General features: G+C 70.3%; 10 protein-coding genes. 2 read left to right on the top strand and 8 right to left on the bottom strand.

The annotated features are described in order from the left end of the window. Positions 1-72 precede the first annotated feature (72 nt). Together NKJ47_RS05640 and hemL are read right to left on the bottom strand one after the other, a co-directional pair. A complete protein-coding gene (locus NKJ47_RS05640; RefSeq protein ID WP_254460531.1) occupies positions 73-2,850 on the bottom strand; it encodes a LuxR C-terminal-related transcriptional regulator in 2,778 nt (925 codons plus the stop codon). 223 nt (positions 2,851-3,073) lie between these two features. Beyond that, positions 3,074-4,366: a glutamate-1-semialdehyde 2,1-aminomutase gene (gene hemL / locus NKJ47_RS05645; protein WP_254460532.1), complete on the bottom strand. Its 1,293-nt coding sequence runs from the start codon at positions 4,364-4,366 to the stop codon at positions 3,074-3,076. A gap of 307 nt (positions 4,367-4,673) precedes the next feature. Between hemL and NKJ47_RS05650 the strand changes: the two genes are divergently transcribed. Then, on the top strand, positions 4,674-7,835 hold the full coding sequence (locus tag NKJ47_RS05650) for a TonB-dependent receptor (RefSeq protein ID WP_254460533.1): 3,162 nt from the start codon (positions 4,674-4,676) through the stop codon (positions 7,833-7,835). Between the two features lie 296 nt (positions 7,836-8,131). Here NKJ47_RS05650 and thiE read toward each other — a convergent pair whose 3' ends face one another. Further along, entirely contained in the window at positions 8,132-8,755 is a 624-nt protein-coding gene (gene thiE / locus NKJ47_RS05655) for a thiamine phosphate synthase (RefSeq protein ID WP_254460534.1), read from the bottom strand. 72 nt (positions 8,756-8,827) lie between these two features. Between thiE and NKJ47_RS05660 the strand changes: the two genes are divergently transcribed. Then, complete coding sequence (locus NKJ47_RS05660) at positions 8,828-9,019, top strand: rubredoxin (RefSeq protein WP_160965338.1); 192 nt, start codon at positions 8,828-8,830, stop codon at positions 9,017-9,019. Between the two features lie 263 nt (positions 9,020-9,282). Here NKJ47_RS05660 and NKJ47_RS05665 read toward each other — a convergent pair whose 3' ends face one another. The 5 genes from NKJ47_RS05665 to NKJ47_RS05685 all read right to left on the bottom strand — a co-directional run bounded on the left by NKJ47_RS05665 (position 9,283) and on the right by NKJ47_RS05685 (position 12,654). Further along, positions 9,283-10,197, bottom strand: coding sequence for a SirB1 family protein (locus tag NKJ47_RS05665; RefSeq protein ID WP_429002522.1), 915 nt, complete (start codon positions 10,195-10,197; stop codon positions 9,283-9,285). Between the two features lie 49 nt (positions 10,198-10,246). Further along, positions 10,247-10,696 (bottom strand): DUF192 domain-containing protein, encoded by a 450-nt coding sequence (locus NKJ47_RS05670; RefSeq protein WP_254460536.1) that lies wholly within the window; start codon positions 10,694-10,696, stop codon positions 10,247-10,249. Between the two features lie 149 nt (positions 10,697-10,845). Further along, positions 10,846-11,493: a ribose-5-phosphate isomerase RpiA gene (rpiA, locus tag NKJ47_RS05675; RefSeq protein WP_254460537.1), complete on the bottom strand. Its 648-nt coding sequence runs from the start codon at positions 11,491-11,493 to the stop codon at positions 10,846-10,848. Between the two features lie 100 nt (positions 11,494-11,593). Then, positions 11,594-12,064, bottom strand: coding sequence for an EVE domain-containing protein (locus NKJ47_RS05680; RefSeq protein ID WP_254460538.1), 471 nt, complete (start codon positions 12,062-12,064; stop codon positions 11,594-11,596). Beyond that, positions 12,061-12,654, bottom strand: coding sequence for a 5-formyltetrahydrofolate cyclo-ligase (locus NKJ47_RS05685; protein ID WP_254460539.1), 594 nt, complete (start codon positions 12,652-12,654; stop codon positions 12,061-12,063). The genes NKJ47_RS05680 and NKJ47_RS05685 overlap by 4 nt, the downstream gene beginning before the upstream one ends. Between the last annotated feature and the right edge of the window lie 91 nt (positions 12,655-12,745).

Raw genomic sequence — 12,745 nt, forward strand, 5'->3', positions numbered from 1 at the left:
GCCGATGCCGCGGGAGCGGTCGAGCGCGTTCCCGCAGGATCCTGGCGGTGCGCGATGCGTGCGCCGCCGCGCTCAGTCCGCTGCGCGCTCCGGCGGCGCCGCGCGCTGCAGCAGCCCGCGTTGCAGCGCACTGGCCAGGGCGGCCTCGCGGTTGCCGGCTTCCAGCTTGCGGTACAGGTTCTTCAGGTGGAACTTGACCGTGTTCTCCGATAGCGCCAGGCGCCGCGCGATCTGCTTGTTCGCGGCGCCCTGCGCCAGCAGCGCCAGCACTTCCAGTTCGCGTTCGCTGAACAGCTCGGCGCCGTTGTCCTGGTCGTGGCGCAGTTTGTCGAGCAAGGCCTGGATGGTCATCGCCAGCGTGGTGTTGGGCGCCGCCTGCGGGTCCTGCTGGCGCGCCATGCGCAGCAGCGCTTTGCCCGGCACGCCCAGTTCCAGCAGGCACTGCCAGGCCTGGGTGCTGGCCACGTGCTGCAGCGTGTGGCGCAGGTAGGGCAGGGCGGCGTCGGACTCGCCGCGGTCGTGCAGCACCAGCGCGATGCGCGCGCGGGCGCGGGCCAGATGCGTCTGATTGTCGGCGGCCACGCAGCGCGCTTCCACGCCCTGCAGCACCGCCAGCGCGGCGCGGGTGCGGCCGCCCAGGCGATGCCAGCGGGCCAGGGCAAACCCCAGCGCGGTGAGGAAGCGCCAGTCCTGCGGTTGCGCCAGGGCGTGGGTGAAGCGCGCCTCGCCGCTGGCGCGCGCGATCAGCAGGTCGATCGCCGGCGACGGCGGCTGGTCGAGCAGTACGTGCAGTCGCCAGGCCAGCGCCAGGTCGGCGAGCCGGCCCAGGTGCCGGGCGTGCGCGATCCGGTCGATGTGGTCGAGCAGGTCCAGTGCGGCGCGGCCGCTGCGGTCGTGCTGCCGCGCCAGCACCAGCGCGGTCTCGTAGCCGGCGGCGTACACGTCCAGCCAGCCGTCGTGCTGCTCGAGGAACTCCAGCGCCGGCTGCAGGCAGTCCGCGGCCGCGTCGTAGCGGCCGTGTTCGCATTGCAGCTGCGCCAGCAGGCACTGGCCGACCGCCTGCAGGGTGGGGTCGAGCTGCTGCTGACGCTGGGCGATGGCCAGCGCCTGGCGGCAGGTGGCCTCGGCCCGGTCCAACTGGCCGCGGTAGAAGTGGCTCTGCGCCAGGTGGGTCAGCGCATAGCTGGCCCCGACCTCGCTGCCGCTGGCTTGCATCGCGGTGCCGGCCAGTTGCGCATAGCGTTCGGCGCCGGCGAAATCGGCGCGGCCCAGCGCGGTGGTGGCGCAGATGCACCACAGGGTGCCGCGGCCCAGGTTGTCGTCCTCGTCCAGCGCGGCGGCCTGTGCAGCGATCTGCGCCACTCCGCGCCGGTTGGCGCAGACCTGGTCGAGCAGATCGCGCAGCAACGCCACCACCACGGTGTAGTCGCGCTCGAACGGCGCGCGTGCCTGCTCGGGGAAATCGCGGAACCGTTCCAGCAGGGTCTGCGCGTGCGCGAACTCGCCCAGCTTCATGTGCAGGTAGGCCTGGGTCAGGGCCAGCGCCGGCCGCTCGCCGATGCTCTGGCGCGGGAAGCGGCGCAGCAGCGCGCGCACCGGCGCGGTGCCGTGGCGCAACAGCAACTGCCAGGTGCCGGCGCGGGCGATGCAGTCGGCGGCGCTGTCGATGGCGCCGCCGCGTACCGCGTGGCGCACCGCCTCGGGCAACTGCCCGTGCGCGTCGAACCATTGCGCGGCGCGCCGGTGCAGCTGTGGCGCCAGCCCGGGCGTCTCGCGCTCCAGTTGCTGGGACAGGTAGTCGGCGAACAGCGGATGGAAGCGGAACCATTCGTGCTCGCCGTCCAGCGCCACCAGCAGGCCCTGGAAGTGCGCCAGCCGTTCCAGCTGGCGGCCGCTGTCGTCGCGCTCGCGCACCGCGTCGGCGAGCGCGGCATTGAACCGTTCCAGCGGCGAGAGCTGCAGCAACAGCGCGCGCAATGCCGGATCCAGATCGTTGAGCACCTGCTCGGCCAGGTACGCCGCCAGCTCGGCGGTGCGTCCCGAAAAACGGCCCAGGTCGTCGCGGCGGTGCTCGTCGCCGCCCAGCCACAGCCCGGCCAACTGCAGCGCGACTGCCCAGCCCTCGGTCTGGCGGCGCAACTGGCAGGCCATCGCCACCGGGACCTGCGGTCCCAGCAGCGCCGCCGTCTCCGCCTCGTCCAGCGCCAGTTCGCGCGCGCCGATGCGTTCCAGCTGGCCCTGCAGCGCCCAACGCGCCAGCGGCAGCGCCGGCGCGCGCCGCGTCGCCAGCAGCAGGTGCAAGTGGCCGCCGCCATGTTCGACCAGCCGCGTCACCACCTCGTCGAGCGCGCCGGCCTGGCTGCGGTCGTAGTCGTCGAGGATGACCCGCAGGCGCCGCGGCGCCGCGCGGATCGCGCGGATCAGGCTCGGCACGGTGGCGGCCACGTCCAGGTCCTGGCCCTGCTGCTGCAGCGCGGCCTGCAGCGGCGCGCCGAGTTCGACCCCGGCCTCGCGCGCGGCCAGCGCCAGGTAGGCGAGGAAGCGCCCGGGATCGGCATCGTCCTCGTCCAGCGACAGCCACGCCACCGCGGCCTCGCCGCGCTCGCGCAGGCGGTGGTGCCATTGCCCGAGCAGGGTGGTCTTGCCGAATCCGGGCGGCGCCAGCAACACGGTCAACGGCAGCTCGGCGGCGCGGTCCAGGTGCTGCAGCAAGGCCTCGCGCGGCACCGTGGCCACGCGTGCGCGCGGCGGCGCGAGCTTGTCGGCCAGCACCCAATCGGGCACGGCAGGGCCGCCGTCGTGCGGGGATGCGGGGAGACGCGGGTTCAACAGCGTGACAGGCTTGAGCATGTCGCCAGCGGTGTCGTCTGTAACGGTCGCCCTTGCGCCCTCCGGCGGTTCGGGTAACGGGACGGAACCGGACGCGCGCTACCGCGCCGCGCGGAGCGCGGAACGGTCTTCGCCGCGTAGGTTCCACGGGTCCCCACCCTGATGCCGTCCGCTGGCGTTGTCTGCTGAACTTATGCCACCGCCGCCACAAAAGCAAAGCCGCGCACCGCGGCCCGCCGTGGACTCAGCCGGCGGCGACCACCGCGAACGCCTCGCGCGCCGCGGCCAGGGTGGCGTCCAGCACCGCGTCGTCGTGGGCGCTGGACACGAAACCGGCCTCGTACGCCGAGGGTGCCAGGAACACGCCGCGCGCCAGCATCGCGTGGAAGAAGCGGTTGAACGCGGCGGTGTCGCAGGCGGTGGCCTGGGCGTAGGTCTCCACCTTCTCGCTGGTGAAGAACAGCCCGAACATCGCCCCGACCTGGTTGGTGGTGACCGCCACGCCGGCCGCCGCCGCCGCGGCTTCCAGGCCGGCGCACAACTGCGCGGTGGCCGCGTCCAGGCGTTGGTGGAAGCCCGGCGCCTGGATCAGCTCCAGCATCGCCAGCCCCGCGGCCATCGCCACCGGATTGCCGCTGAGCGTGCCGGCCTGGTAGATCGGCCCGGACGGGGCCACCTGCCGCATCAGCTCGGCGCGGCCGCCATAGGCGCCCACCGGCATGCCGCCGCCGATGATCTTGCCGAAGGTGGTCAGGTCCGGGGTCACCCCGTAGTGCGCCTGCGCGCCGCCCAGGGCGACGCGGAAACCGGTCATCACCTCGTCGAAGATCAGCAGCGCGCCGTACCGCGTGCACAGGTCGCGCAGGTGCTGCAGATAGCCCGGGCGCGGCGGAATGCAGTTGGCGTTGCCGACCACCGGTTCGATGATGACCGCGGCGATCTCGTGGCCGATCTGCTCGAACAGCGCGGTGGCGCCCTCGGCGTCGTTGTAGGCCAGGGTGGCGGTGAGTTCGCTCAGGCCTGCCGGCACGCCCGGCGAGGTCGGCACGCCGAGGGTCAACATGCCGCTGCCGGCCTTGACCAGGAACGAGTCGCCGTGGCCGTGGTAGCAGCCTTCGAACTTGACGATGCGGTTGCGCCCGGTGGCGCCGCGGGCCAATCGCACCGCCGACAGCGTGGCCTCGGTTCCGGAGTTGACCATGCGCACCATCTCGCACGACGGCACCAGCCGGGTGATGGTCTGCGCCATCGTCACCTCGGCCGGGCACGGCGCGCCGAACGACAGGCCGTCGCCGATCGCGCGCTGCACCGCCTCGCGCACCGCCGGGTGGTTGTGCCCGGCGATCATCGGCCCCCACGAGCCGACGTAGTCGATGTAGCGGTTGCCGTCGACGTCGTACAGGTACGGACCATCGGCGCGCTGCACGAAGAACGGTTCGCCGCCGACCGACTTGAAGGCGCGCACCGGCGAATTGACGCCGCCGGGAATCAGCGACTGCGCTTGGCTGAACAGGGTGTGCGAGCGGGAATGGGTCATGAGCGGGAATCCTTGGCGATGCTGGCCGGGCCGACGGCCGGGCGCGGAGCGAGGCCGTCTATTGTCGCGGCTGCCGCCGACATGCGCCATGTCGCCTACCCGGCCAGGGGGTACCTACCCGTCGCGGCCGGCGCCGCGCCGCGATCCGCTGCCTAGGATCGGAACGTCCAGGGGCGCATGACCCGATTGCCGATCGGCATCGGTCATGCGATGGGCGGAGGTTCCAGCGCAGGCGTGGGGATCGCCATCCGGCGGTGCGCCTGCAGTGTCGTTGGCGTGCCAACGATGTTCGTCTTCGGGAGAGAGCATGCATCGTACGATCCGCAGGAGCGCCTTGGCGCTCGCGCTGGCGCTTGCCGGCGGCCATGTCCATGCGCAGTCCACCACCGGCAGCATCGTCGGCAGCGTGCCGCCGGGGCCGGGCGAGAGCAGTGTGCTGATCACCAACACCAGCGGCTTCAGCCGCGAGGTGAAGGTGGACGAACGCGGCCGCTATGCGCAGGGCAACCTGCCGCTGGGCACCTACACGGTCACGCTCAAGCGCGACGGCAAGGTGGTGGAGACGCGCGACAACATCAACCTGGTGGTCGGCGCCGGCACCGAGGTCGGCTTCGGCGGCCCGGCGCAGACGCTGGACGCGGTCAACGTGGTGGCCGGCAACGTGGCCCGGATCGACGTCGCCAGCGTCGACAGCCGCACCGTGATCACCGCCGAGCAACTGGCGGTGCTGCCGCTGGGCCGCACCGCCGAGGCTATCGCCTTGCTGGCGCCGGGCGTGGTCAACAACAGCGGCGGCTACGACAACGGCCCGCTCGGCGGTTCGCTGGCCAGCTTCGGCGGCTCGGCGGCCAGCGAGAACGCCTACTACCTCAACGGCTTCAACACCACCGACCCGGCCAGCAGCCTGGGCGGGCTGACCCTGCCCTACGGCGCGATCGACCAGCAGGAAATCTTCACCGGCGGCTATGGCGCGCAGTACGGCCGCTCCAACGGCGGCGTGATCAGCCAGGTCGGCAAGCGCGGCAGCAACGACTGGCAGTTCGGCGCGGCGGTGATCTGGCAGCCGGACAGCCTCAGCGCCAGGCAGCGCGACCTGTATTTCCGCAGGGACAGCGTGTACTGGAATCCCGGCAACGCCAAGTACACCGCCGGCAACTACCAGCCGCTGAGCGAGACCAGTGCCGACCAGACCACCTACAGCGCGCATGTCGGCGGCCCGCTGGTCCGCGACCGCCTGTTCTTCTTCCTGGCCCTGGAACAGGTCGATTCCAGCGGTACCCGCGTCGCCGACGCGCGCGTCACCTCCGGCGGCATCTCCGGTTCGCCGTGGACCCGCTACGACTACAAGCAGACCCGCGCCTACGCCAAGATCGACTGGCAGATCAGCGACAACCACCTGCTGGAATTCACCGGCGCGCAGGACAAGGCGCGCACCAACGGCAGCATCTACCGCTACAACTATGTCGATCGCGAGGTGGGCAGCTACAAGGGCCGCGAAGCCAAGAACACGTTCGGCCCGACCCTGTTCCTGGGCAAGTACACCGGCTACTTCGGCGACAACGTGACCCTGACCGCGTTGTACGGCAAGGAGCGACTGCCCAACAAACTCACCGCCATCGGCTACGACGCCGGCAACGGCCCGTTCCTCAACGGCGTCGCCAACGAGAATCCGGCCTACACCGGCGGCACCCCGATCAGCAACGCGCAGACGGTCAGCTCGATCACCGATCCGGACCGCGAGTACAAGAAGGACAACCTGCGCCTGAACCTCAACTGGCGCCTCGGCGAACACAGCGTCGACGTCGGCATCGACAACCAGAAGAGCGAGGCGATCAACATCGGCTCGTACAGTTCCGGCCCCGGCTATGGCTGGACCTACGGCTACACCCCGGATCCGTTCGGGCGCAACAGCGGCGGCCTGGTCAGCGGCTCGGTCGCCGAGGACGGCAGCATCGGCGTGCCCAGCCCCGGCCTGGCCGATCCCACCTACGGCCGCACCGGCTACTACGTCACCAAGGACATCGCCACCAACCTGTATTCCTACGACGCCAAGCAGACCGCCTACTACATCGAAGACCACTGGCAGGCCACCGACAGGTTGCTGCTCTCGCTGGGCGTGCGCAATGACAGCTTCACCAACTACACCCCGTTCGGCCAGGCCTACATCGCGCTGAAGAACCAGTGGGCGCCGCGGCTGGGCTTCAGTTGGGACGTCAACGGCGATTCCAGCCTCAAGGTCTACGGCAACCTCGGCCGCTACTACCTCGGCCTGCCGTTGTCGCCGGCCGGCCTGTTCACCCCGGCGGTATCCACCAGCACCTACTACACCTACAGCGGCATCAATGCCGACGGCACGCCGATCCTGGCCAGGCAACTGGCCCCACCGGTCTCGGCCAACTCGCGTTTCGGCCGGCTCGCCGACGTGCGCACGGCGGTCGTCGAGGACATCAAGGGCGAGAACCAGGACGAACTCATCCTCGGCTTCAGCAAGCTGCTGCCCAACGACTGGGTGCTCGGCGTGCGCGGCGTGCATCGCCGGCTCAACGACGGCATCGACGACACCAACCTCGACAACTCCAATGCCGGCCTGCTGGCCGCGGCCGCGGCGGCGGGCGTGAACATCGACTGGAACAAGAACGCCAGTGCGGCGCTGGTCAATCCGGGCGAGACCAACACCTACCGGGTGATCGGCACGGACGGCCAGATCCACGCCTTGACCGTGACCCGCGAGCAGGGCGGCTACCCCGAATTCAAGCGCCGCTATTCGGCGCTGGAGTTCAACCTGGAGCGTCCGTTCGACGGCCGCTGGTACACCAAGATGAGCTACGTGTGGTCGCACAGCTACGGCACCACCGAGGGCCAGTTGCGCTCGGACCTGTGGCGTACCGGCGGTGCGCTGGGCAGCTATCAAGGCCAGGCGGCGACCTCGACCACGCAGAGCTGGGACCATGCGGCGCTGATGGAGCACTTCAACGGCAACCAGTCCAACGACCGCCGGCACCAGTTCAAGGCCTACGGGTTCTACCAGTTGACCGAGGAGTGGGGCACCTCGGCCAACCTGAGCCTGATCTCCGGTGCGCCGCGTCCCTGCCTGGCTTACTACTACGGCGACAACTACGATCCCGGCGACCGCGATCCGGCCGGCTACGCCAATCCCAGCGTCACCGGCGGCCCCTACCACTTCTGCTACAACCCCAGCACCGGCACCGGCGAGCCGTCGCCGCCGGGGTCGCACGGCACCCTGGGTTGGGTGGCGCAACTCGACCTGGGGGTGACCTACAAGCCGAAGTTCGCCGCCGGCAAGCTGGCGTTGAGCCTGGACGTGTTCAACGTCACCAACCGGCAGACGGCGGTCAACGTCTATCCGTTCTCGGAGTTGAACCCGGGCGAAGTCAACCCGCTGTGGAACCAGGCGGTGGCGTACCAGGCGCCGCGCTCGGCACGGGTGACGCTGAGCTACGACTTCTGAGCGGGCAGGGGAGCGCCTTAGCCCCTCTCCCCCCGGGAGAGGGGTTGGGGTGAGGGGCCGGCGCGCAGCGTCTCGTGGTGTTTGGGGGCGCGAGGCTGCGCCCGTACCCTCATCCGCCCCTTCGGGGCACCTTCTCCCGGTGGGAGAAGGAAAGGCGCTAGCCCCTCTCCCATCGGGAGAGGGGTTGGGGTGAGGGTACGGCGCGTAGCGTCTCGCGATGTTTGGGGGCACGAGGCCGTGCCTTCATCCCCATCCTCACCTCCGGACCACTACAACTCGACACGCCTCCCCGCCCCTCAGTCGAAGCAGGCGCGGTACGCGGCCAGCGCCGCGCGTGGATCGGGTGCATCGAACACGCCGCTGATCACCGCCAGCAGGTCGGCGCCGGCCGCGACCAGCGGGCGAGCGTTGTCCGGGGTGAGGCCGCCGATCGCCACGCGCGGCAGGCCCAGTGCCGCGGCCTCGTGCAACAGCGCGGGCGTGGCGCGGCGCGTGGTGACCTTGCTGCGGCTGGGGAAGAACGCACCGAAGGCGACGTAGCTGGTGCCGGCCGCCGCAGCGCCGCGGGCCAGGGCCAGCTCGTCGTAACAGGAGGCACCGATCAACGCCTGCGGCCCGAGCGCGGCGCGCGCGGCGGCCAGGTCGCCGTCGTCCTCGCCCAGGTGCACGCCGGCCGCGCCCACCGCCAGCGCCAGTGCGACGTCGTCGTTGACGATCAGCGGCACCCCAGCCTGTGCGCACAGCGCCTGCAGCGCCGCGGCCTGGTCGCGCCGTTGCGCCGCGTCGGCGCGCTTGTTGCGGTATTGCAGCCAGGTCACGCCCTGGTCCAGCAGCGGCGCCACCCGTGCCAGCAGGCGCGCGCCATCGGCCTCGTCGGGGGTGATCAGGTACACGCCGCGCGGCGTCGGGGATGCGTTCATGGCCAAGCCTTCCGATGCGTCGACGGCGATGGGACAATGCCGTTCCGTTCGACTGTGACCTGCGATTATCCAATGAGCGACGCCACCGCCACCACTTATCGCACCTGGATGTGCGTCGTCTGCGGGTTCATCTACAACGAGGCCGACGGCCTGCCGGAAGAAGGCATCGCCCCCGGCACCCGCTGGGAAGACGTGCCCGACACCTGGACCTGCCCGGATTGCGGCGTGACCAAGGACGATTTCGAGATGGTGGAGATGGATTGAGCGCTGGGAATGGGGAGGGGGGAATCGGGAATGGGACAGCGACTCCCGTGCCTGTAGGCTGCGCACCGCAGACGAGTTTTCAGACATTGCGATGCCGGGCCGTCGGATTGCGTGGTCGGTTGTCGCGCGCTGCCGCCTGCCCGCCGACGTTCGAATGATCCGTTCGGTCGGTTATCCAGTGAAGGCTTGATCAGGTCAGCAACCTCAGAGCCTCAGGGCATGGGCTTTTCCCATTCCCGATTCCCCCCTCCCCATTCCCAGCCTCAATGCATCCGCTGCCCGCGCGCACTCAGTTCCACCAGGCGTTCGCGGATCGGCAGCGCGTCGGTGGCTTCGGGGTTCAGTTGCAGGTAGCGGCCCAGGTCGCGGCGCGCGCCGGGCACGTAGTCCATCTGCAGGTAGGCCATGCCGCGGTCGCGCAGGGCCTCGGGCTGGTCCGGCATCAGCTTGAGCACGCGGTCGGCGCTGCGCGCGGCGCGGTCCCATTCGTCGCGTTCGGCATAGACGCCGTGCAGGTTGCGCAGCACCCGGGTCAGGATCGCGCGGTGCGGCGCCGGATCCAGGATCTGTAGCAGGGCGCGGTCGTCCGGGCTTTCGCCGCCCATGTGCGGCCGCGCGCGTTCGCGCAGCTCTTCCACCGCCAGCGGGCGCCCGCCGTTGAACGGGTCCATCACCAGCAGGCCGTCGTCCACCGGCAGGCGCACCAGGAAATGGCCGGGGAAGGACACGCCGTCGAGCGGGATGTCCAGGCGCCGCGCCACTTCCATCTGCACCAGCGCCAGCGAGATCGGATTGCCCAGGCGCCGCTCGAACACCTGGTTCATGTAGCTGTTGCGCGGGTCGTAATACTCGTCGTGGTTGCCGCTGTAGCCGAGTTCTTCGAACAGGTGGCGGTTGATCGCGGCCATCTTCAGCGGCCAGGGGCCGATCGTCGCCACCTCGTGCCGCAGGTGGTCGGCGTGGCTCTGCGCCAGGGTGTCGTAATGGGCGGCATCGAGTTCCGGATACTCGTCGCGGGCGATCAGCAGCGCGGTCGCCAGCAGCGGCAGCGCATCGTCGTCCAGGGCGGCCAGGGTATTCCAGCTCGGCAATGTCAATCGGGCGGCCATGGTCCAAGACTGGCGGCAAAGCCGGGTCCGATCAAGTCCGGTCGTTCCCGACAGCGGTGTCGGGTTCAGCGCCGTGGTCGCGGGGCGTTTTCCCGACCCCGGCCGACATGGCAGGCGATCAGCGGCCCTGCGGAATCCCGGGGCCGAAGCGCAGTTCGGTGCCGTCCTGCAGCTTCAGCTGCTCGGCCTGGCCGGCGTTGAGTTCGAGCACGTAGCGCGCCGGCGCGTTGCTCGGGTAGGGCGGGCAGGCGTCGCCGGCCGAGCACGGCGGCACGTCGCGCTGCTGCGCCACCAGCTTGCGCTGGTTGTCGAAGTACAGGATGTCCAGCGGGATCTTGGTGTTCTTCATCCAGTACGCCTGCGGTTCCTCGCGGTCGTGGATGAACAGCATGCCGTGGTCGGCCTCCATCTGGTCGCGGAACATCAGCCCGCGCGCGCGGGTGGCGTCGTTCTGCGCCAACTCGACCTGGTAGCGGTGCCCACCCAGTTCCACCCAATGGTCGCCAGCGCTGGCGCAACCGCTGAGGGCGAGCAGGAGCAGGACACAGAGCGCGCGGATCAGGGACATGGCGAGGCCGGGGCAGGGAGGACAGCGCGCACCTTGTTGCATGGTGCGCGTGGCGTCAAGAGCGGGGATTCGGGATTGGGGATTCGCAAAGGCAAGGATCTCGGCTTTTACGAATCCCCAATCCCCAATCCCCAATCCCGCCGCGCGTCCTACAGGACGCGCGGCGGCTCGCCACCGACGATCACCACGTCGGCCGGGCGCCGCGCGAACAGGCCGACGCAGACCACGCCGGGGATCTGGTTCAGTTCGCGCTCCAGCGCCACCGGGTCGGTGATCGAGAGGTGATGCACGTCCAGCACCACGTTGCCGTTGTCGGTGATCACCCCGTCGCGCCACACCGGCTGGCCGCCGGTGCGCGCCAGGATCTCGCGCGCGACCAGGCTGCGCGCCATCGGGATCACCTCGATCGGCAGCGGGAACTTGCCCAGGGTCTGCACCTGCTTGCTCGGGTCGACGATGCACACGAAGCGCTCGCTGGCCTCGGCGATGATCTTCTCGCGGGTCAGCGCGGCGCCGCCGCCCTTGATCAGGCACTTGTTCGGATCGCACTCGTCGGCGCCGTCCACGTACAGCGACAGGGTGCCGGTGTGGTTCAGCTCCAGCACCTCGATGCCGTGCTGGCGCAGGCGCGCGGTGCTCTGCTCGGAACTGGACACCGCGCCCTTGATGCGGTGGCCGATGCGGCCCAGCGCGTCGATGAAGTAGGCCACGGTGGAGCCGGTGCCGACGCCGACGATCATTCCGTCCTGGACGTACTCGATGGCTTTCTCGGCGGCAAGGCGTTTGGCGTCTGACATTGGAAGGGCTCGGGATTGGGAATTGGGGATGCGGGATGCGTTGAAGCGGCGGACGGGTGGGACGGGAAACGAATCCCCAATCCCCAATCCCGAATCCCGGCTATTCGAGCGCCAGCAGCAGCTTCCACTGCGCGGCGCTGACCGGGAACACCGACAGGCGATTGCCGCGGGCGACCAGCGGGAAGCCTTCGCCCAGCGCGTCGGCGTGCTGCTTGATCTCGTCCAGGGCGATGGTGCGCGCCAGCTTGCGCTCGAACGCCACGTCCACCAGATACCAGCGCGGCTGCTCCGGGGTGGCCTTGGGGTCGTGATAGTCGGAGGACGCATCGAACTGGGTGGCGTCGGGATAGGCCTGGCTGGCGACGCGCGCCACGCCGACGATGCCCGGCACCTTGCAGTTGGAGTGGTAGAACAGGATGCCGTCGCCGACCTTCATGCCGTCGCGCATGAAGTTGCGCGCCTGGTAGTTGCGCACGCCGTTCCAGGGTTCAGTACCGACCCGTTGCAGGTCGTCGATCGAGAAGGCGTCCGGTTCGGACTTCATCAACCAGTAGCGGGTGCGTGCGGTCATGCGGGGAAATCGGCAGCGGTCGAAAGGGTGAGGGATTCGGTGCAGACCGCATCCAGCGCCACGTCCCAGGCCGCCAGCGGCAAGGCCGCGACCTGCTGCGCGTCGAAGGCGGCCCCGACCAGCCAGGGCGGCGGGGCCTGCCGCTGGCGGAAAGCGAAGCTGCGATCATACCAGCCGCCCCCCATGCCCAGGCGGCCGCCGGCGGCGTCGAAGCCGACCAGCGGCGCCACCACCAGCGCCATCTGCGCCGGCGCCAGGGCCGTGGCCGGGTCGACATCGGGTTCGGGGATGCCGTAGCGGTTGGCGCGCAGCGGCTGTCCGGGGCGCCACGGCGCGAAACGCAGGGTGTCGCCGCTGAGCATCGGCAGGCAGTACTGCACCGCGTCCGGCAACGACAGTTGCCAGCGATGCAGCGCGATCTCCCCGTCCGTCGCCCAGTAGCCGCCGACATGGCCCTGCTGCGGCGCGAACGGCAGTTGCAGCAACCGCTGCGCCAGCGCATCGGCGGCGGCCAGGCGCACCGGCGCGGGGAGCGCGCGGCGGCGCGCGCGCAGGTGTTGGCGCAGGGAGTCGCGGTCGTCGGCAGTCATCGGGCGGGCGTGGCGAGGGACGGCGCTATTGTCGGCGCCGGCGCGCGCACTGACCAGGGCGTGTCCTCGCTCCCCACGTCCGCCGCGTTGG

The organism is Xanthomonas sacchari (assembly GCF_024266585.1).
In the GTDB taxonomy this organism is placed as follows: Bacteria; Pseudomonadota; Gammaproteobacteria; order Xanthomonadales; family Xanthomonadaceae; genus Xanthomonas_A; species Xanthomonas_A sacchari_C.